The sequence below is a fragment of the Pseudomonas stagnisoli genome (assembly GCF_048595745.1).
GTDB classification, from domain to species: domain Bacteria; phylum Pseudomonadota; class Gammaproteobacteria; order Pseudomonadales; family Pseudomonadaceae; genus Aquipseudomonas; species Aquipseudomonas alcaligenes_A.
Genome location: NZ_CP184361.1, coordinates 173,606 through 193,682 on the forward strand (window position 1 = coordinate 173,606; position 20,077 = coordinate 193,682).

Genomic DNA, 20,077 nt, shown 5'->3' on the forward strand with positions numbered 1-20,077 from the left:
CAGCAGGCTTTCCGTAAATCTATCCACAGAAATGGCTTGCACCATACATAAGAATAAAAATAAGGCTTTATATAAATTCATTCTTTTTATTCTCTATAAGCCTAAGAGCCGACCAGCTGGCTATTTTTTGTGCAGAAGGCTTCATTCACCCCGGCTAAGTCCCTATACTTGCGCCCCTTCTCTATTTCCCCTTTTTCTACAGGCACGAGGTGCGTGGTGGACTTCCCTTCCCGTTTTGACGTGATCGTGATCGGCGGCGGTCATGCCGGCACCGAGGCTGCTCTGGCAGCCGCACGCATGGGCGTGAAGACCCTGCTGTTGACCCACAATGTGGAAACCCTCGGCCAGATGAGCTGCAACCCTGCCATCGGCGGTATCGGCAAGAGCCATCTGGTCAAGGAAATCGATGCCCTCGGCGGCGCCATGGCGCTGGCCACCGACAAGGGCGGCATCCAGTTCCGCGTCCTCAACAGCCGCAAGGGCCCGGCCGTACGCGCCACCCGCGCCCAGGCCGACCGCGTGCTGTACAAAGCAGCCATCCGCGAGATTCTGGAAAACCAGGCGAACCTGTGGATATTCCAGCAGGCGGCGGACGACCTGATCGTCGAGCAGGACCAAGTCAAGGGTGTGGTCACCCAAATGGGCCTGCGCTTCATGGCCGACAACGTGGTACTGACCACCGGCACCTTCCTCGGCGGACTTATCCACATCGGCCTGCAGAACTATTCCGGCGGCCGTGCCGGCGATCCGCCCTCGATCGCCCTGGCCAAGCGCCTGCGCGAGCTGCCGCTGCGTGTCGGCCGGCTGAAGACCGGCACCCCGCCGCGCATCGATGGCCGCTCGGTGGATTTCTCGGTGATGACCGAGCAACCCGGCGACACCCCGACCCCGGTGATGTCCTTCCTCGGCAACCAGGCCATGCATCCGCGCCAGATCAGCTGCTGGATGACCCACACCAACGCGCGTACCCACGAGATCATCGCCAGTAACCTGGATCGTTCACCGATGTATTCCGGGGTGATCGAAGGCATCGGTCCGCGCTACTGCCCGTCGATCGAAGACAAGATTCATCGCTTCGCCGACAAGGACAGCCACCAGGTGTTCATCGAGCCGGAAGGCCTGACCACCCATGAGCTGTACCCCAACGGCATCTCCACCTCGCTGCCGTTCGACGTGCAGCTGGAGATCGTGCGCTCCATTCGCGGCATGGAGAATGCCCACATCGTGCGGCCAGGCTACGCCATCGAGTACGACTACTTCGACCCGCGCGACCTCAAGTACAGCCTGGAGACCAAGGTCATCGGCGGGCTGTTCTTCGCTGGGCAGATCAACGGCACCACCGGCTATGAAGAAGCCGGTGCCCAGGGCCTGCTGGCCGGCGCTAACGCCGCACTGCGTGCGCAGGGCAAGGACAGCTGGTGTCCGCGCCGCGACGAGGCCTATATCGGCGTGCTGGTAGACGACCTGATCACCCTGGGCACCCAGGAGCCCTACCGCATGTTCACCTCGCGCGCCGAATACCGGCTGATCCTGCGCGAAGACAATGCCGACCTGCGCCTGACCGAGAAAGGTCGAGAGCTGGGCCTTATCGACGACACCCGCTGGGCCGCGTTCGAGGCCAAGCGCGAGGGCATCGTCCTGGAAGAACAGCGCCTGAAGAGCACCTGGGTGCGCCCGGGCACTCCGCTGGGGGATGCCGTCGCCGCGCGCTTCGGTACGCCGCTGGCCCATGAGTACAACCTGCTCAACCTGCTCGCTCGCCCGGAAATCGACTACGCCGGCCTGGCCGAAGTGACCGACGCGCCACAGATCGATGCCCAGGTCGCCGAGCAGGTCGAGATCAAGACCAAGTACGCCGGCTACATCGACCGCCAGCAGGAAGAGATCGAACGCCTGCGCGCCAGCGAGGACACCAAGCTGCCTGCCGATATCGACTACGCCAGCATCTCCGGCCTGTCCAAGGAGATTCAGGGCAAGCTGGGCAAGACCCGCCCCGAGACGCTCGGCCAGGCCGGGCGCATTCCGGGCGTGACTCCGGCGGCCATCTCCCTGCTGCTGATCCACCTGAAGAAGCGCAACGCCGGCCAGACCCTGGAGGCCAGCGCCTGATGTCCCAGGTCACCCAACGCCATGCCGAGGAACTCGCGCAGGGCGCGCAGACGCTCGACGTGGCGCTCAGCCCCCTGCAGCAGGAACAGCTGCTGGCCTACCTGGCCCTGCTGATCAAGTGGAACAAGGCCTATAACCTGACCGCCGTGCGTAACCCGGACGAGATGGTTTCGCGTCATCTGCTCGACAGCCTCAGCGTGGTGCCCTTCGTGGCCCAATACGGTGACAACTGGCTGGATGTCGGCAGCGGTGGCGGCATGCCCGGTATTCCCCTGGCCATCCTGTTTCCCGAACGGCGCTTCACCCTGCTCGATTCCAATGGCAAGAAGACTCGCTTCCTAACCCAGGTGAAGCTGGAGCTCAAGCTGGCCAACCTGGACGTTATCCACAGCCGGGTCGAGGAGTTCCGTCCGCAAGTTCCGTTCAGCGGCATCTGCTCGCGCGCGTTCAGCTCGCTGCAGGACTTTACCGACTGGACCCGCCATCTGGGCAACGGCGATACCCACTGGCTGGCGATGAAAGGCGTGCAGCCGGACGACGAGCTGCAGGCGCTGCCGGCGGACTTCCGCCTGCAAAGCTGCGACGTGCTCAAGGTTCCCGGTTGCCAAGGCCAGCGTCACCTGTTGATACTGCGACGCTCGGTCTAGGGGGAAGCACAGATGGCCAAGGTATTCGCGATCGCCAATCAGAAAGGCGGGGTCGGCAAGACCACCACCTGCATCAACCTGGCCGCCTCGCTGGTCGCCACCAAGCGCCGCGTGCTGCTGATCGACCTCGATCCACAGGGCAACGCCACCATGGGCAGCGGTGTGGATAAGCAGGCCCTGGAACACTCTATCTACGACGTGCTGATCGGCGAGAGCACCGTCGGCGAGGCCATGCAGTTCTCCGAGCACGGCGGCTACCAGCTGCTGCCGGCCAACCGCGACCTGACCGCCGCCGAAGTGGCCCTGCTCGAGATGAAGATGAAGGAGAGCCGCCTGCGTTACGCACTGGCGCCGATCCGCGAGAACTACGACTACATCCTCATCGACTGCCCGCCGGCGCTTTCGATGCTCACGGTCAACGCCCTGGTCGCCGCCGACGGTGTGATCATCCCCATGCAGTGCGAGTACTACGCACTGGAGGGCCTGACCGACCTGATGAACAGCATTCAGCGCATCGGCTCGCTGCTCAATCCGAGCCTGAAGATCGAAGGCCTGCTGCGCACCATGTATGACCCGCGCATCAGCCTGACCAACGACGTCAGTGCCCAGCTCAAGGAGCACTTCGGCGAGCAGTTGTACGACGTGGTCATCCCGCGCAACGTGCGCCTGGCCGAGGCGCCCAGCTTCGGCATGCCGGCGCTGGCCTATGACAAGCAATCACGCGGCGCCATCGCCTACCTGGCGCTGGCTGGCGAACTGGTGCGCCGTCAACGCGCCGCCGCGAAAACCGCAACTGCATAAAGGAATCTCATGGCCATCAAGAAGCGCGGACTTGGCCGCGGACTGGACGCCCTGCTCGGCGGCAGCACCGCCGCTACCCTGGAAGAAGAAGCGGTCAAGGTCGACAGCCGCGAGCTGCAGCACCTGCCGCTGGACCTGATCCAGCGCGGCAAGTACCAGCCGCGCCGCGACATGGATCCTTCGGCGCTGGAAGAGCTGGCCAATTCGATCAAGGTCCAGGGCGTGATGCAGCCGATCGTGGTGCGCCCCATCGGCGGCGGCCGCTTCGAGATCATCGCCGGTGAACGCCGCTGGCGTGCCAGCCAGCAGGCCGGCCTGGACAAGATCCCCGCCATGGTCCGCGAAGTGCCGGACGAAGCCGCCATCGCCATGGCGCTGATCGAGAACATCCAGCGCGAAGACCTCAACCCGATCGAGGAAGCCGTGGCCCTGCAGCGCCTGCAGCAGGAGTTCGAGCTGACCCAGCAGCAGGTCGCCGATGCGGTCGGCAAGTCGCGCGTGACCATTACCAACCTGCTGCGCCTGATCGCCCTGCCGGAAGAGATCAAGACCTTGCTGGCCCATGGTGATCTCGAGATGGGGCACGCCCGTGCCCTGCTCGGTCTGCCGCTGGAACAGCAGGTAGAAGGCGCGCGACATGTTGTCGCACGCGGCCTCACCGTGCGCCAAACCGAAGCACTGGTGCGCCAGTGGCTGAACAGCAAGGACAAGCCTGCCGAGAAGGCCAAGGTCGACCCGGACATCAATCGCCTGGAACAGCGCCTGGCCGAGAAGCTAGGGGCTCCGGTGCAGATCAAGCACGGTGCCAAGGGCAAGGGGCAACTGGTGATCCGCTACAGCTCGCTGGACGAACTGCAGGGTGTACTGGCCCACATCCGCTGAAACAATTGCTCATCGTTGACCGTGTAGCGGGCGGTCGGAATTCACTACCGGCCAGTTGAACAGGGGGGGAACCCCCCCTATACTCTGCGCGCATTTTGTCGGCACAAAGTATGCCAAGTTGTTGATTTAACGTGCCGACCCAGAGGAACAGCAAGAGATGGATGCCCGCACGCCGAACCGCCTGCCCTTCCATCGTTTACCGGTGTTTCCGGTACTGCTGGCCCAACTGGCCGTGATTCTGCTGGCCGCTGCCGCCCTGTTCGGCTGGCGCGGCGCAGTGAGTGGCTACTCGGGACTCTGCGGGGGGCTTATTGCCTGGCTCCCCAATCTGTATTTCGCCCACAAGGCGTTCCGTTTCAGCGGGGCGCGGGCGGCCCAGAGCATCGTCCGGTCTTTCTATGCCGGCGAAGCGGGCAAGCTGATTCTGACGGCAGTGCTGTTTGCACTGACGTTCGTGGTGGTGAAACCCCTGGAGGCGCCGGCTCTATTCGGCATCTTCGTGCTGGCGCTCAGCGTCGGCTGGTTCGCCCCGCTGCTGATGAGAACAAGACTTTCGAGACCTTAGAGCGTTTGAGGCAAACATGGCAGAACAAACCGCTTCGGGCTATATCCAGCACCACCTGCAGAACCTGACCTTCGGGCAACTGCCGAATGGTGACTGGGGCTTCGCCCACACCGCGCAAGAAGCAAAGGAAATGGGCTTCTGGGCCTTCCACGTCGATACTCTCGGCTGGTCCGTTTTCCTTGGCCTGGTATTCATCCTGCTGTTCCGCATGGCCGCCAAGCGCGCCACCAGCGGTCAGCCGGGCGCCCTGCAGAACTTCGTTGAAGTGCTGGTCGAGTTCGTTGACGGCAGCGTCAAGGACACCTTCCACGGCCGCAACGCCCTGATCGCTCCGCTGGCTCTTACCATCTTCGTCTGGATCTTCCTGATGAACCTGATGGATCTGGTGCCGGTCGACTTCCTGCCGGTCCTGGCCGCCAAGATCACTGGCAACGAGCACCTGTTCTTCCGCGTGGTGCCGACCACCGACCCGAACGCCACCCTGGGCCTGGCCCTGTCGGTGTTCGCCCTGATCGTGTTCTACAGCATCAAGGTCAAGGGTATCGGCGGCTTCCTCGGTGAGCTGACCCTGCACCCGTTCAGCAGCAGCAACATCTTCGTGCAGATCCTGCTGATCCCGGTCAACTTCCTGCTCGAGTTCGTCACCCTGATCGCCAAGCCGATTTCCCTGGCTCTGCGTCTGTTCGGCAACATGTATGCCGGCGAACTGATCTTCATCCTGATCGCCGTGATGTTCGGCAGCGGCCTGTTCCTGCTGAGCACTCTGGGCGTGGCGCTGAACTGGGCGTGGGCCGTGTTCCACATCCTGATCATCACCCTGCAGGCCTTCATCTTCATGATGTTGACCATCGTCTATCTGTCGATGGCGCACGAAGACAACCACTAAGAGGCCCCCGCCTCTTGGGGTAAAACGAAAACCGCTTTATCGCTTCAACCTAAACCAATACGACGTAAAAGTCGGGAGGAAAAATGGAAACTGTAGTTGGTCTCACCGCGATTGCTGTTGCCCTGCTGATCGGTCTGGGCGCTCTGGGTACTGCCATTGGCTTCGGTCTGCTGGGCGGCAAGTTCCTGGAAGGCGCTGCTCGTCAGCCGGAAATGGTTCCGATGCTGCAGGTGAAAATGTTCATCGTCGCCGGTCTGCTGGACGCCGTGACCATGATCGGCGTTGGTATCGCTCTGTTCTTCACCTTCGCGAACCCCTTCGTTGGTCAGATCGCCGGCTAATCACTCGCTTGCGAGTTGATTGGTTTGACGAAACAACGAACAGCGAGGTACTGGCGTGAACATTAATGCAACCCTGATTGGCCAGGCCGTTGCGTTCTTCATTTTCGTGCTGTTCTGCATGAAGTTCGTGTGGCCTCCGGTCATCACGGCTCTGCGTGAACGCCAAAAGAAGATCGCTGATGGTCTGGACGCCGCCAACCGTGCGGCTCGCGATCTGGAACTGGCCCACGAGAAAGTGGCTCAGCAACTGCGCGAAGCCAAAACCCAGGCTGCTGAAATCATCGAGCAGGCCAAGAAGCGCGCGACCCAGATCGTCGACGAAGCCCGTGATCAGGCTCGTGTCGAAGCTGACCGTGTGAAGGCTCAGGCTCAGGCCGAGATCGAACAGGAACTGAACAGCGTCAAAGACGCCCTGCGTGCCCAAGTGGGTGCCCTGGCTGTTGGCGGTGCCGAGAAGATCCTGGGTGCATCCATCGATCAAAACGCGCATGCGGAGCTGGTTAACAAACTGGCTGCCGAAATCTAAGCGAGGGCGATCATGGCAGAACTGACCACGCTGGCCCGACCTTACGCCAAGGCAGCTTTCGAGCACGCTCAGGCCCACCAGCAACTGGCCTCCTGGTCAGCCATGCTCGGCCTGGCTGCGGCGGTGTCGCAAGACGACACCATGCAGCGCGTGCTCAAGGCCCCGCGTCTGACGAGCGCAGAGAAGGCCACCACTTTCAACGAAGTGTGTGGTGACAAGTTCGACGCCCAGGCACGCAACTTCATTTCCGTGGTAGCCGAAAACGGTCGTCTCGACCTGTTGCCGGAAATCGCCGCCCAGTTCGAGCTGTATAAGGCCGAGCAGGAAAAATCGGTGGACGTGGAAGTGACCAGTGCCTTCGCATTGAGCACAGAACAGCAAGACAAACTCGCCAAGGTTCTCAACGTACGGCTCAGCCGAGAAGTGCGTCTGCATGTGACGGAAGACGCCACCCTCATCGGTGGTGTGGTTATCCGCGCAGGCGACCTGGTTATCGATGGCTCGGTTCGCGGCAAAATCGCGAAGCTGGCCGAAGCGTTGAAATCTTGAGTTTGAAGGGGCAGCAGAGCAATGCAGCAACTCAATCCTTCCGAAATTAGTGAAATCATCAAGGGGCGTATCGAGAAACTCGACGTCTCTTCCCAAGCCCGCAACGAAGGTACCGTGGTATCCGTTTCCGACGGTATCGTGCGTATCTACGGTCTGGCCGACGTCATGTACGGCGAAATGATCGAGTTCCCGGGTGGTGTCTACGGTATGGCGCTGAACCTGGAGCAAGACTCCGTCGGTGCCGTTGTGCTGGGTGCTTACACCAGCCTCGCCGAAGGCATGAGCGCCAAGTGCACCGGCCGCATCCTGGAAGTCCCGGTTGGTCCGGAACTGCTGGGTCGCGTAGTGGATGCCCTGGGTAACCCGATCGACGGCAAAGGCCCGATCAACGCTCAGGCCACCGACGCCGTTGAGAAAGTTGCACCGGGCGTGATCTGGCGTAAGTCGGTCGACCAGCCGGTACAGACCGGTTACAAGTCGGTTGACGCCATGATCCCGGTCGGCCGTGGTCAGCGCGAGCTGATCATCGGTGACCGTCAGATCGGTAAGACCGCTCTGGCCGTCGACGCCATCATCAACCAGAAGAACAGCGGCATCCGCTGCGTCTACGTCGCCATTGGTCAGAAGCAATCGACCATCGCCAACGTGGTGCGCAAGCTGGAAGAAGCTGGCGCCCTGGCCAACACCATCGTGGTAGCCGCCAGCGCTTCCGAGTCGGCTGCCCTGCAGTTCCTGGCTCCGTACGCCGGTTGCACCATGGGCGAATACTTCCGCGACCGCGGTGAAGACGCCCTGATCGTGTACGACGACCTGTCCAAGCAGGCTGTTGCCTACCGCCAGATCTCCCTGCTGCTGCGCCGTCCGCCGGGCCGCGAAGCCTACCCAGGCGACGTGTTCTATCTCCACAGCCGTCTGCTGGAGCGCGCTTCCCGCGTTTCCGAAGAGTACGTCGAGAAGTTCACCAACGGTGCCGTGAAGGGCAAGACCGGTTCCCTGACCGCTCTGCCGATCATCGAAACCCAGGCTGGCGACGTTTCCGCGTTCGTTCCGACCAACGTGATCTCCATCACCGACGGTCAGATCTTCCTGGAATCGGCCATGTTCAACTCGGGTATTCGTCCGGCCGTCAACGCCGGTATCTCGGTATCCCGCGTGGGTGGTGCCGCTCAGACCAAGATCATCAAGAAGCTGTCCGGTGGTATCCGTACCGCTCTGGCTCAGTACCGTGAACTGGCGGCTTTCGCCCAGTTCGCTTCTGACCTGGACGAGGCTACCCGCAAGCAGCTGGATCACGGTCAGCGCGTTACCGAGCTGATGAAGCAGAAGCAGTACGCGCCGATGTCCATCGCCGACATGGCGGTGAGCCTGTATGCCGCCGAGCGTGGTTTCCTGGCCGACGTCGAAGTCGCCAAGATCATCAGCTTCGAGCAGGCCCTGATCGCCTACTTCAACCGTGAGAACGCCGCACTGATGGCGAAGATCAACGAGAAGGGCGACTTCAATGACGACATCGATGGCCAGCTGAAAGCCGGTATCGAGAAGTTCAAGGCCACCCAAACCTGGTAAGCCGCAGTGGGGGCCTGCTGGCCCCCGCTTGCTAACCTGATAGGTGTTACATGGCAGGCGCAAAAGAGATTCGCAGCAAGATTGCGAGCATCAAAAGCACGCAGAAGATCACCAGCGCCATGGAAAAGGTGGCGACCAGCAAAATGCGCAGGGCTCAACAGCGCATGGCTGCCAGTCGTCCCTACGCGGAGCGTATCCGCCAGGTGATTGGTCATCTGGCCAACGCCAACCCGGAATATCGTCACCCGTTCATGATCGAGCGTGAAGTCAAGCGCGTCGGTTACGTGGTGGTGAGTTCGGACCGTGGTCTGTGCGGTGGTCTGAATACCAACCTGTTCAAGGCTCTGGTCAAGGACATGACGAGCAATCGCGAGCAAGGCGTGGAGATCGATCTCTGCGTGATTGGCAGCAAGGGTGCGGCGTTCTTCCGCAACTTTGGTGGCAATGTCGTTGCTGCGATCAGTCACCTGGGCGAAGAACCGTCGATCAACGATCTGATCGGTTCCGTCAAGGTCATGCTCGATGCTTACCTGGAAGGTCGCATCGATCGTCTGTCCGTGGTCTCGAACAAGTTCGTCAATACCATGACGCAAAAGCCGACAGTGGAGCAGCTCGTTCCCCTGGTGGCGACTCCGGATGAAGGTCTCAAGCACCACTGGGACTACCTGTACGAACCCGACGCCAAACAGCTGCTCGACGGCCTGATGGTGCGTTATGTGGAGTCGCAGGTGTATCAGGCGGTGGTCGAGAACGCTGCTGCTGAACAGGCAGCACGGATGATCGCGATGAAGAACGCCACCGATAACGCTGGCGAACTGATCAAAGACCTGCAGCTGATTTACAACAAGGCTCGTCAGGCAGCGATCACCCAGGAAATTTCGGAAATCGTCGGCGGCGCTGCCGCGGTTTAAGAACGGTTCAAATATTCAGAGGAACCAAAGATGAGTAGCGGACGTATCGTTCAAATCATCGGCGCCGTTATCGACGTGGAATTCCCGCGTGATCAAGTGCCGAGTGTTTATGAAGCGCTGAAAGTAGTTGGCGCCGAAACCACCCTGGAAGTTCAGCAGCAGCTGGGCGACGGTGTGGTACGTTCCATCGCCATGGGCTCGACCGAAGGTCTGAAGCGTGGTCTGGACGTCACCCGTACTGGCAAGGCCATCTCCGTACCGGTCGGTAAAGCGACCCTGGGCCGGATCATGGACGTGCTGGGCAACCCGATCGACGAAGCTGGCCCGATTGGCGAAGAAGAGCAGTGGGAAATCCACCGCGCTGCGCCGTCCTACGCCGAGCAAGCGGGCGGCAACGACCTGCTGGAAACCGGTATCAAGGTAATCGACCTGGTCTGCCCGTTCGCCAAGGGCGGTAAGGTCGGTCTGTTCGGTGGCGCCGGCGTCGGCAAGACCGTGAACATGATGGAACTGATCCGTAACATCGCCATGGAACACAGCGGTTATTCCGTGTTCGCTGGTGTGGGTGAGCGTACTCGTGAGGGTAACGACTTCTACCACGAGATGAAGGACTCCAACGTTCTCGACAAAGTGGCCCTGGTCTACGGCCAGATGAACGAGCCGCCAGGTAACCGTCTGCGCGTGGCACTGACCGGCCTGACCATGGCCGAGAAGTTCCGTGACGAAGGTCGTGACGTTCTGCTGTTCGTCGACAACATCTACCGTTACACCCTCGCCGGTACCGAAGTATCCGCACTGCTGGGCCGTATGCCTTCCGCAGTAGGTTACCAGCCGACTCTGGCCGAAGAGATGGGCGTTCTGCAGGAGCGTATTACCTCCACCAAGAACGGCTCGATCACCTCGGTACAGGCCGTATACGTACCTGCGGACGACCTGACCGACCCGAGCCCGGCGACCACCTTCGCCCACTTGGACGCCACCGTCGTACTGTCGCGTGACATCGCCTCCCTGGGTATCTACCCGGCCGTGGACCCGCTGGACTCCACCTCCCGTCAGCTCGATCCGCTGGTGGTTGGTCAGGAGCACTACGAGACCGCACGTGGCGTGCAGTACGTTCTGCAGCGTTACAAGGAACTGAAGGACATCATCGCGATCCTCGGTATGGACGAGCTGTCCGAAGCGGACAAGCAACTGGTAGCCCGTGCTCGTAAGATCCAGCGCTTCCTGTCCCAGCCGTTCTTCGTGGCTGAAGTCTTCACCGGCTCCCCGGGCAAGTACGTTTCCCTGAAGGACACCATCGCTGGTTTCAGCGGCATCCTGAAAGGTGACTACGATCACCTGCCGGAGCAGGCGTTCTACATGGTTGGCAGCATCGAAGAAGCCATCGAGAAAGCCAAGAAACTGTAATCCCCTGTGCGCCCGGTAACGGGCGCTCGTGAGGCAAGCGTATGGCCATTACTGTCCATTGCGACATCGTCAGTGCCGAAGCGGAGATCTTCTCCGGTCTGGTCGAGATGGTGATCGCGCACGGCAACCTGGGCGATCTCGGTATCGCTCCGGGCCACGCCCCGCTGATCACCGACCTGAAGCCGGGCCCCATCCGCCTGGTCAAGCAGGGTGGCGAGCATGAGGTGTTCTACATCTCTGGCGGTTTCCTCGAAGTGCAGCCGAACATGGTGAAGGTCCTGGCCGACACCGTGACTCGTGCCGGCGACATCGACGAAGCTGCTGCCCAGGAGGCCCTCAAGGCCGCCGAGAAGGCGCTCAACGAGAAAGGCTCGGAATTCAACTACGGTTCCGCCGCCGCTCACCTGGCCGAAGTGGCAGCTCAGCTGCGCACCGTCCAGCAGATGCGCAAGAAGTACTGAGGCTCGTCCTCCGGCTTCCAGCGTCAGCGAGTAAAAGGGTAGCCTTGGCTACCCTTTTTCTTTTTCTGCCGTTTTATTCACAGGTGGTGTCCCGCCTGTGCCAGTTCAGGATTCCGCCATGTCCCTCGATATCGTCATCCTCGCCGCCGGCCAGGGCACCCGCATGCGTTCGGCCCTGCCCAAGGTCCTGCACCCGGTGGCCGGCAAGCCCATGCTCGGTCACGTCATCGACACCGCCCGCGCGCTTGCGCCGCGCAAGATCCATGTGGTGATCGGTCATGGTGCCGAACGGGTGCGCGAGCGCCTGGCGGCCGACGATATCCACTTCGTGCTGCAGGCCGAGCAGCTGGGCACCGGCCATGCCGTGGCGCAGGCCGTGCCGGGCATCGATGCCGAGCGGGTCCTGGTTCTATACGGCGACGTGCCATTGATCCAGGCCGATACCCTGCGCCGTCTGCTGGAGCGCTCCAGCGTGGACCAAGCGGCGCTGCTCAGTGTGGTCATGCAGGACCCCACCGGCTACGGCCGCATCCTGCGCGATGAGGCCGGGCGCGTGCTGGGCATCGTCGAGCAGAAGGACGCCACGCCGGAACAGCGGGCGATCAAGGAGGGCAACACCGGCATCTTCGCCCTGCCAGGCAAGCGCCTGGGCGATTGGCTGAGCCGGTTGTCCAACAATAACGCCCAGGGCGAGTACTACCTGACCGACGTGGTGGCGCTGGCGGTGGCAGACGGTATCCCGGTGGTCACCGAACACCCGCAGGATGAACTGGAAGTGCTCGGCGCCAACGACCGCATCCAGCTGGCTCAGCTGGAATGCCACTACCAGCAACGCATGGCCCGTCAGCTGATGGCCCAGGGCGTGACCCTGCTCGACCCGCATCGTTTCGATGTGCGTGGTGAAGTGATCGTAGGTCGCGACGTGACCATCGACATCAATGTGATCCTTGAAGGCAAGGTGGTCATCGAGGACGACGTGCAGATCGGCCCGAACTGCGTGATCAAGGATTCTGTCTTGCGTCGCGGTGCCATCGTCAAAGCCAACAGCCACCTGGAAGGGGCCGAACTGGGTGAGGGCGCCGATTGCGGCCCGTTCGCCCGCCTACGCCCGGGCGCCAGGCTGGGCGCCAAGGCCCATGTCGGCAACTTCGTCGAGCTGAAGAACGCCGTGCTGGGCGAGGGCGCCAAGGCCGGCCACCTGAGCTACCTGGGCGACGCCGAGATCGGCGCGCGCACCAACATCGGCGCCGGCACCATTACCTGCAATTACGACGGTGCCAACAAGCACAAGACGGTGATGGGCGAAGACGTTTTCATCGGTTCCAATAGCTCCATCGTCGCCCCCGTGACCCTGGGCAACGGCGCCACCACCGGTGCCGGCTCCACCGTGACCCAGGACGTACCGGCGGCCGCCCTGGCCGTTGGGCGTGCCAAGCAGCGCAACATCGAAGGCTGGAAGCGCCCGCAGAAGGCGCCGAAGTAACAGACCTGCATTGTGCGGAAAGGCGGCTCAGGCCGCCTTTCGTCTATCTGGCGCTTGACCTGACGCTTTCGTTAGGTTTTGATTCGCGCACTTATCTTTCGAATCGAAACTTAAATGTCGAAACGCAATACGCCCCAGCGCCGCCACGCGATCCTGGCGTTGCTCAACGAGCAGGGCGAGGTGGTTGTGGATGCCCTGGCGCAGCATTTCGCCACCTCAGAAGTTACGATCCGAAAGGACCTGGCCGAACTGGAGAAGAACGGCCTGCTGCTGCGCCGTTACGGCGGGGCCGTGCCCATGCCGCAGGAACTGATCGGCGAGCCGGCCCAGCCCATTTCCCGCCACAAGCAGGCCATCGCCCGCGCGGCGGTCGACCTGATCCGCGAGCACGCGCGCATCATCATCGACAGCGGCAGCACCACGGCGGCGATGATCCCGCAGCTCGGCTACAAGCCCGGTCTGGTGGTGATGACCAACTCGCTGAACGTGGCCAACGCCCTGCGCGACATCGAGCACGAACCGGTGCTGTTGATGACCGGCGGCACCTGGGACCCACACTCGGAGTCCTTCCAGGGCCAGGTCGCCGAGCAGGTGCTGCGTTCCTACGACTTCGACCAGCTGTTCATCGGCGCCGATGGCATCGACCTGGAGCGCGGCACCACCACCTTCAACGAGCTGCTGGGCCTGTCCCGGGTCATGGCCGAAGTGGCCCGCGAGGTCATCGTCATGGTCGAGAGCGACAAGGTCGGCCGCCGTATTCCCAACCTGGAGCTGCCCTGGAGCAGCGTCCATACCCTGATCACCGACGACCGCCTGGATAGCCGGGTGGCCGAACAGATACGCGCGCGCGGGGTCCAGCTGATCCTCGCCGCCGCTTCCTGAGGAGAACTCCTATGTGTGGCATCGTTGGCGCCGTCGCCGAACGCAACATCACCCCGATTCTGGTCGAAGGCCTCAAGCGCCTGGAATACCGCGGCTATGACAGCGCCGGCGTGGCGGTCTTCACCCAGGCCGGCGAGTTGCAGCGTCGTCGCCGCGTCGGCAAGGTTGCCGAGCTGGAACAGGCCCTGGCCGCTGAGCCGCTGACCGGCAACCTGGGCATCGCCCACACCCGCTGGGCCACCCACGGCGCGCCGAGCGAGCGCAACGCCCACCCGCATTTCTCCGGGGAAGAATTGGCCGTAGTGCACAACGGCATCATCGAGAACCACGAGGAGCTGCGCGAGCGCCTTAAAGGCCTCGGCTACGTGTTCACCTCCGACACCGACACCGAGACTATCGTCCACCTGCTGCAGCACAAGCTGCAGCAGCTCGGCGACCTTACCGACGCGCTCAAGGCCGCCATTCCCGAGTTGCACGGCGCCTACGGCCTGGCGGTGATCAGCGCCAAGCAGCCGGACCGCATCCTCGCCGCCCGCAGCGGCAGCCCGCTGGTGATCGGCCTAGGCCTGGGCGAGAACTTCCTCGCCTCCGACCAGCTCGCCCTGCGTCAGGTGACCGACCGCTTCATGTACCTGGAGGAGGGCGATATCGCAGAGATCCGTCGCGACAGCGTGCAGATCTGGGACGTCGCCGGCCAGCCGGTACAGCGTGAATCGGTGCAGTACCACGAAGGTGCCGAGGCCGCCGACAAGGGCGAGTACCGCCACTTCATGCTTAAGGAAATCCACGAGCAGCCCAAGGTTGTGCAGCGCACCCTGGAAGGCCGCCTAGGCGGCGATCACGTGCTGGTCCAGGTCTTCGGCCCGCAGGCTGCCGAGCTGTTCGCCAAGGTGCGCAACGTACAGATCGTCGCCTGCGGTACCAGCTACCACGCCGGTATGGTCGCCCGTTACTGGCTGGAGGCGCTGACCGGCATTCCCTGCCAGATCGAAGTGGCCAGCGAGTTCCGCTACCGCCAGGTGGCGGTGCAGCCGGACAGCCTGTTTATCACCATTTCCCAGTCCGGCGAGACTGCCGACACCCTGGCCGCCCTGCGCAATGCGAAACAGGCCGGCTACCTGGCCAGCCTGACCATCTGCAATGTCGGCACCAGCTCCCTGGTGCGCGAATCCGACCTGTGCCTGCTGACCCAGGCCGGCCCGGAAATCGGCGTGGCCTCGACCAAGGCCTTCACCACTCAGCTGGTCTCCCTGCTGCTGCTGACCCTGGCCCTCGGCCAGGTGCGCGGTACGCTGCAGGCCGGTGTCGCCGCCGAACTGGTAGAAGAACTGCGTCGCCTGCCGACCCGCCTGGGCGAGGCGCTGGCCATGGACAAGACCGTGGAGAAGGTTGCCGAGCTGTTCGCCGAGAAGCACCACACCCTGTTCCTCGGTCGTGGTGCCCAGTACCCGGTGGCCATGGAAGGCGCGCTCAAGCTCAAGGAAATCTCCTACATCCACGCCGAAGCCTACCCGGCCGGCGAGCTCAAGCACGGCCCACTGGCCCTGGTCGACGCCGACATGCCGGTGGTCACCGTGGCGCCGAACAACGAGTTGCTGGAAAAGCTCAAGTCTAACCTGCAGGAAGTCCGCGCCCGTGGCGGCCAGTTGATCGTCTTCGCCGACGGTGCCGCCGGCCTGGGCAACGGCGAGGGCACGCACGTCATCAACATGCCGCACATCCACGACGTGCTGGCCCCGATCCTCTACACCGTGCCGCTGCAGCTGCTGTCCTACTATGTGGCCGTGCTCAAGGGCACCGACGTGGACCAGCCGCGTAACCTGGCCAAGTCGGTGACGGTGGAGTAAACCGAAAGGGGAAACGAAAAAGCGGGCCGATGGTCCGCTTTTTCTTTGTTGATTAGGGGAGTGGAGGGGCTTCGTACTCCTGCATCTCCATATCCGTCTTGCCCTGGTAGGTCACACGGAATACGTGATCCTCTATGCCCGTATCGGCGATGCTCTCCAACAGGCTATAGCCGCCGAACTCGGGTGTGATCTCATACAGCGGCTTATCGTTCGCCTCGAACATCCTATAGAAGCGCACCGAGCTTTCGCCCAGGTTCATCACCACTTCCCGCTCGCTATCGGCGATTTCCACCAACGCAAATGGCCCGCCCAACGAGCCACCGAGCTTGTAGGCGTAAGTTGCCGAGCAGGCAGTTCCGCAACCGAAAGTCAGCAGGAATACACCTGTTTCATAGCCTGCCGATGCCGGGGCTGCTGGGTAGTCGAGTACTTTTCTTGCTCACGGCCATCGTTTACCAAACTCGCTTTAGCAAAAAATAACTTTCTCAGTAGTCAGTCTTAATAGACCGCTTTCGGCCAAAAGCGGCCAGTAGCAGCCACTGAAAATTGCCCGGGAAAGTCAGAACTATTCAAAGCATAGGCCGGGGATGTCTACCGGAGCGGGGATCGTCCACACCGACAAACCACCGGAGAAACATCTTGAATCACTCATGCGCGGTGCTTTCAACGGGCCTTAGGGCGAACGAGTGGCGGACCTTGGGTCCGTGTCGTGAAAAAGCGATCTCTCCCGGGCAGGCCAAGCGGCATCGGGTGTGTAGCAAGGCGGGCACTCAACCATAGCCCCAGCCAAAGAGGCTCCGAATAGGTGAGGATTGGCCTGCAACTATGGCCTTGGGAGGAGTTCCTATCTGGGAAAACAGGAGCCGAATAAGCTAATTCTTATTAATTATTGGAGTGTTTTTTTCCATCTTCTAGCGTAGCCGCTACCGGATGACCGGACTCAGCTCGACCCGCAGCTGTCTGTGATCTGGCCCTTCCATGATGGCCGACACGTTTTCATGAGGTTCGCCATGTCTCTCTCATGCGGTGCCTGCGCTGCGCAACAAAACGCATGTTGTGTACTTGGCTCCTGGTGATTCAGCGAACGGGTCTCTGCCACTCAGATATCCGCAAGGCGGGGAGCCTTGCCAATAAACCTGCGAGGGATTTTGTGATGAAGCTGAAAGCGTGGATTGGTGCCAGCGTGCTGGTAGTGGGAGCGTTGCTTCAGGCCTCACCAGCGATTGCAGCCAGCGATGTGCTGGTCACTACCGATTGGCTGGAAAAGAACCTCAATAACCCCAAGGTACGCGTGATCGAGGTCAGCGTCGTGCCCGGGGTATACGAGCGCGGGCACGTGCCTGGCGCTGTAAATTTTATATGGCACACGGATCTGGTTGATCCGGTGCGCCGCGATATTGCCACCCAGGAGAATTTCCAGAAACTGCTGCGCAAGGCAGGCATATCATCGGACACGACCACGGTCCTCTATGGCGATAGCAACAACTGGTTCGCCGCCTGGGGCGCCTGGGTATTTGATGTCTATGGTGTGGCCAACGTCAAACTGCTGGACGGCGGCCGGGTCAAGTGGGAGGCGGAAAAGCGACCGCTGGAAAACCGGGTGAAGGTACCTGCTGCCGGTAACGTCGTGGTCAAGGCCGCTAACCAGGAGCTCCGCGCATTTCTGCCGGATGTGGTTGCGGCCGCTGAGAAGCGTAGCGATGTCCAACTGGTGGATATCCGCTCGGCCGATGAATTCAACGGCAAGGTCTTCGCACCGCAGGGTGTACAGGAGCTGTCCGTGCGTGCAGGCCATGTGCCTGGCGCGGTCAATGTGCCCTAGGGCCAGGCAGTGGCCGCCGACGGGACCTTCAAGTCCGCCGAAGAGCTGAAAAAGGTCTACGGCGCCGTGGGTATCGATGGCAGCAAGCCAATCATCACTTACTGCCGCATCGGCGAGCGCTCCAGTCACACATGGTTCGCGCTGAAGAAAATCCTCGGCTACGACGTGCGTAACTACGATGGCTCGTGGACCGAATACGGCAACGCTGTGGGAGTGCCGGTGGTCAATGTGGCCGGTACCGTCTGGGGCGGCAAATAACAACGAGCTCCCAAGAGCTTGAGTCTTCAGGGTGGGCGTTCAGGCAGAGCGTCCGCCTTCTTTTTTGAGGGGTCTATGCCTGAACGTTCATTGCACTCTCCAGAGCCTCGTGCGGTTCTGATTGCCACGATTGTGGTACTGCTACTGCTATTCAGTGCCTGGGGGCTAGGTGGGCCGGACAGTGAAAGCCAAGGGCTGAGTCTGTCTCTACTGACTGGAGCAGTGTTCGGGTTACTGCTGCAGCGTTCGCGCTTCTGTTTCTTTTGTGTCACCCGCGACTTCATCGAGCAGCGCAAGCCAGAGGGGGTGCTCGGCGTAATTGCCGCACTGGTAATCGGCACGTTGGGCTATCACGTCGTGTTCGGAGCATTTTTACCCGAGCCAGGCGTGGGGCGACTGCCTCCGGATGCGCATGTCGGCCCGCTCAGTTGGGTGCTGGCGCTGGCCGCCACATTGTTCGGTATCGGCATGGCCCTTTCCGGCTCCTGCATCAGTGCCCATCTATATCGGTTGGGAGAGGGAGCCCTTGCATCACTGGCCGCGTTGCTGGGAGCGCTGATCGGTTTCGCCTTTGGATTCCTCAGCTGGAATTCACTCTATCTCCTGAGCATTCAAGAGGCACCTGTAGTGTGGCTGCCTGATTGGCAGGGCTATGGTGTTTCCTTGCTGCTGCAACTCGGGCTGCTGGGCGCAATCGCATATTGGCTGCTGCGTTACATGCAAGCAGCCGAGGCCAAACCTGTACCCCGTAGCCTCGTTCAGTTGCTTTTCGGCCAACGCTGGCCGACCTGGGTCGGTGGAGTGTTAATTGGCGCTCTCGCCACTTTGGCCTATCTACGAGTTGGCCCCTTGGGGGTGACCGCAGAGCTGGGCAGCCTGTCTCGCACCGCCGCGGATAGCTTCGGGTTGCTGCCTGCTCGCATGGAAGGGCTGGACAGTTTTGCCGGCTGTGCCACTCGCGTTAAAGAAACACTTCTCTCGAACAACGGCTTGTTCGTCCTCGGTCTGGTAGCAGCCTCTTGGGCCAGCGCACTTGTCGCTGGCGACTTCAAGCCTTACCGCCCAGAGGCGAAAGAGCTTTTACGCAATTTGTTGGGTGGAGTACTGCTGGGGCTGGGAAGTATGTTGGCACTTGGCTGTACCGTCGGCACCTTGCTATCCGGTGTGATGGCGGGCGCGTTGTCAGGCTGGCTATTTGGGCTTTTCTGCTTGTTAGGAATTTTTCTCGGCCTGTGGCTCAGGAAGTCTTGGCCCTGAGATGAGGAGCGAGCGAATATCCACATACAGAACTCAGCCGCTTATCACCGTGGTGTGAATCACCACTGGTTAGATAGACACCATTGAGCGGCCGCTCTTGGCCGAAGGCAGACTTCCAAAGACAGCAGCTCCCGGCCAAAAGCATCCGCCCTCGGCCCGAGATAGCAGCTCAAAGTGGTCAGCGAATCTATGGTCGATTCACGACTCACTTTGAGCTTTGCTCTAGCCACCCTTGGCGCCTGTGGCGCAATCGGCGGCGCCGGCCTGGTTCGGCAGGTACACTGGGTGCCTGGAAACAGCCGGGGGCGAGGGAATGCAGGGATTCGGATGGTGGGGCGGTGGCCTGTGCGTGCTGGTGCTGTTGGCCGGTATCTACGGTTACAACCGCCTGGTGTTCAACCGCGCGCGCGTGGCGGAGGCCTGGAGTGGCATCGAGGTGCAACTCAAGCGTCGTTCCAGCCTGATCCCGCAGCTGGTCGCCTGCCTCAAGGCCTACATGGCGCATGAGCGCGATACCCTCGAAGAGTTGGTCACTCGGCGTGGCGAAGCGCAGGCCCATGAGCGCGATGGCGCCGCTGGCCGCGGTCCGATCGAAGGCCAGTTGTCGGCCGCCCTGCAGCGCACCTTTGCCTTGGTCGAGGGGTACCCGGAGCTCAAGGCTGACGCGGTGTTCCTCGACCTGCAGCGCAACCTGAGTGAGGTCGAGGAGCATATCCAGATGGCGCGCCGCTACTACAACGGTGCCGTGCGCGAGCTCAATGTGCTGGTCGAGTCGGTGCCGAGCAACCTGCTGGCCAAGGCTTTCGGTTTTCGCTGTGCTGCCTATTTTGCCCTGGATGACGCCCGCGACGGGCTGTCGCCGCAATTGGAGTTCTGA

21 protein-coding genes are annotated in these 20,077 nt (G+C 61.6%); 20 read left to right on the forward strand and 1 reads right to left on the reverse strand.

Annotated features, from left to right (window positions below):
* The first annotated feature begins 216 nt into the window (after nucleotides 1-216).
* The 16 genes from mnmG to glmS all read left to right on the forward strand — a co-directional run bounded on the left by mnmG (nucleotide 217) and on the right by glmS (nucleotide 15,863).
* The gene (gene mnmG, locus ACOAPY_RS00785; protein WP_465154681.1) at nucleotides 217-2,109 is read left to right on the forward strand and encodes a tRNA uridine-5-carboxymethylaminomethyl(34) synthesis enzyme MnmG; all 1,893 of its coding nucleotides are present in this window, start codon (nucleotides 217-219) and stop codon (nucleotides 2,107-2,109) included.
* The gene (gene rsmG / locus ACOAPY_RS00790) at nucleotides 2,109-2,756 is read left to right on the forward strand and encodes a 16S rRNA (guanine(527)-N(7))-methyltransferase RsmG (RefSeq protein WP_465154682.1); all 648 of its coding nucleotides are present in this window, start codon (nucleotides 2,109-2,111) and stop codon (nucleotides 2,754-2,756) included. Before mnmG ends, rsmG begins: the two co-directional genes overlap by 1 nt.
* 12 nt (nucleotides 2,757-2,768) lie before the next feature.
* A complete protein-coding gene (locus tag ACOAPY_RS00795) occupies nucleotides 2,769-3,557 on the forward strand; it encodes a ParA family protein (protein WP_076423510.1) in 789 nt (262 codons plus the stop codon).
* A 9-nt stretch (nucleotides 3,558-3,566) separates the two neighbouring features.
* Nucleotides 3,567-4,439 (forward strand): ParB/RepB/Spo0J family partition protein, encoded by an 873-nt coding sequence (locus tag ACOAPY_RS00800; RefSeq protein ID WP_465154683.1) that lies wholly within the window; start codon nucleotides 3,567-3,569, stop codon nucleotides 4,437-4,439.
* A 157-nt stretch (nucleotides 4,440-4,596) separates the two neighbouring features.
* Nucleotides 4,597-5,004 carry a F0F1 ATP synthase subunit I gene (locus ACOAPY_RS00805; protein ID WP_465154684.1) on the forward strand — a complete coding sequence of 136 codons (408 nt, stop codon included), beginning with the start codon at nucleotides 4,597-4,599 and terminating at the stop codon, nucleotides 5,002-5,004.
* A gap of 16 nt (nucleotides 5,005-5,020) precedes the next feature.
* On the forward strand, nucleotides 5,021-5,890 hold the full coding sequence (gene atpB / locus ACOAPY_RS00810; protein WP_076581685.1) for a F0F1 ATP synthase subunit A: 870 nt from the start codon (nucleotides 5,021-5,023) through the stop codon (nucleotides 5,888-5,890).
* Nucleotides 5,891-5,973: 83 nt separating this feature from the next.
* The gene (atpE, locus tag ACOAPY_RS00815) at nucleotides 5,974-6,231 is read left to right on the forward strand and encodes a F0F1 ATP synthase subunit C (protein ID WP_003097235.1); all 258 of its coding nucleotides are present in this window, start codon (nucleotides 5,974-5,976) and stop codon (nucleotides 6,229-6,231) included.
* Nucleotides 6,232-6,286: 55 nt separating this feature from the next.
* Nucleotides 6,287-6,757, forward strand: a complete 471-nt coding sequence (locus ACOAPY_RS00820) for a F0F1 ATP synthase subunit B (protein WP_021702534.1) — start codon at nucleotides 6,287-6,289, stop codon at nucleotides 6,755-6,757.
* Between the two features lie 12 nt (nucleotides 6,758-6,769).
* Nucleotides 6,770-7,306 (forward strand): F0F1 ATP synthase subunit delta, encoded by a 537-nt coding sequence (locus ACOAPY_RS00825; protein WP_465154685.1) that lies wholly within the window; start codon nucleotides 6,770-6,772, stop codon nucleotides 7,304-7,306.
* Between the two features lie 21 nt (nucleotides 7,307-7,327).
* Nucleotides 7,328-8,872 carry a F0F1 ATP synthase subunit alpha gene (gene atpA / locus ACOAPY_RS00830; protein ID WP_076581687.1) on the forward strand — a complete coding sequence of 515 codons (1,545 nt, stop codon included), beginning with the start codon at nucleotides 7,328-7,330 and terminating at the stop codon, nucleotides 8,870-8,872.
* 50 nt (nucleotides 8,873-8,922) lie between these two features.
* Nucleotides 8,923-9,783, forward strand: coding sequence for a F0F1 ATP synthase subunit gamma (gene atpG / locus ACOAPY_RS00835; protein ID WP_076581690.1), 861 nt, complete (start codon nucleotides 8,923-8,925; stop codon nucleotides 9,781-9,783).
* Nucleotides 9,784-9,813: 30 nt separating this feature from the next.
* Nucleotides 9,814-11,190 (forward strand): F0F1 ATP synthase subunit beta, encoded by a 1,377-nt coding sequence (gene atpD / locus ACOAPY_RS00840; protein WP_061902827.1) that lies wholly within the window; start codon nucleotides 9,814-9,816, stop codon nucleotides 11,188-11,190.
* Between the two features lie 41 nt (nucleotides 11,191-11,231).
* Nucleotides 11,232-11,651, forward strand: coding sequence for a F0F1 ATP synthase subunit epsilon (locus tag ACOAPY_RS00845; protein ID WP_021702539.1), 420 nt, complete (start codon nucleotides 11,232-11,234; stop codon nucleotides 11,649-11,651).
* Nucleotides 11,652-11,769: 118 nt separating this feature from the next.
* On the forward strand, nucleotides 11,770-13,134 hold the full coding sequence (gene glmU / locus ACOAPY_RS00850) for a bifunctional UDP-N-acetylglucosamine diphosphorylase/glucosamine-1-phosphate N-acetyltransferase GlmU (protein WP_465154686.1): 1,365 nt from the start codon (nucleotides 11,770-11,772) through the stop codon (nucleotides 13,132-13,134).
* A gap of 114 nt (nucleotides 13,135-13,248) precedes the next feature.
* The gene (locus tag ACOAPY_RS00855) at nucleotides 13,249-14,016 is read left to right on the forward strand and encodes a DeoR/GlpR family DNA-binding transcription regulator (protein ID WP_465154687.1); all 768 of its coding nucleotides are present in this window, start codon (nucleotides 13,249-13,251) and stop codon (nucleotides 14,014-14,016) included.
* An 11-nt stretch (nucleotides 14,017-14,027) separates the two neighbouring features.
* Entirely contained in the window at nucleotides 14,028-15,863 is a 1,836-nt protein-coding gene (glmS, locus tag ACOAPY_RS00860) for a glutamine--fructose-6-phosphate transaminase (isomerizing) (protein WP_465154688.1), read from the forward strand.
* 52 nt (nucleotides 15,864-15,915) lie between these two features.
* Here the strand turns inward: glmS and ACOAPY_RS00865 are convergent, their stop codons facing one another.
* On the reverse strand, nucleotides 15,916-16,122 hold the full coding sequence (locus ACOAPY_RS00865; RefSeq protein WP_465154689.1) for a hypothetical protein: 207 nt from the start codon (nucleotides 16,120-16,122) through the stop codon (nucleotides 15,916-15,918).
* Between the two features lie 894 nt (nucleotides 16,123-17,016).
* Here ACOAPY_RS00865 and ACOAPY_RS00870 point away from each other — a divergent pair.
* From ACOAPY_RS00870 to ACOAPY_RS00885, 4 genes are all read left to right on the forward strand, one after another.
* On the forward strand, nucleotides 17,017-17,685 hold the full coding sequence (locus tag ACOAPY_RS00870) for a sulfurtransferase (RefSeq protein ID WP_465154690.1): 669 nt from the start codon (nucleotides 17,017-17,019) through the stop codon (nucleotides 17,683-17,685).
* 9 nt (nucleotides 17,686-17,694) lie between these two features.
* Entirely contained in the window at nucleotides 17,695-17,943 is a 249-nt protein-coding gene (locus ACOAPY_RS00875; protein WP_465154691.1) for a sulfurtransferase, read from the forward strand.
* Nucleotides 17,944-18,165: 222 nt separating this feature from the next.
* A complete protein-coding gene (locus ACOAPY_RS00880) occupies nucleotides 18,166-19,200 on the forward strand; it encodes a YeeE/YedE family protein (RefSeq protein ID WP_465154692.1) in 1,035 nt (344 codons plus the stop codon).
* A 313-nt stretch (nucleotides 19,201-19,513) separates the two neighbouring features.
* On the forward strand, nucleotides 19,514-20,077 hold the full coding sequence (locus ACOAPY_RS00885; protein WP_465154693.1) for a LemA family protein: 564 nt from the start codon (nucleotides 19,514-19,516) through the stop codon (nucleotides 20,075-20,077).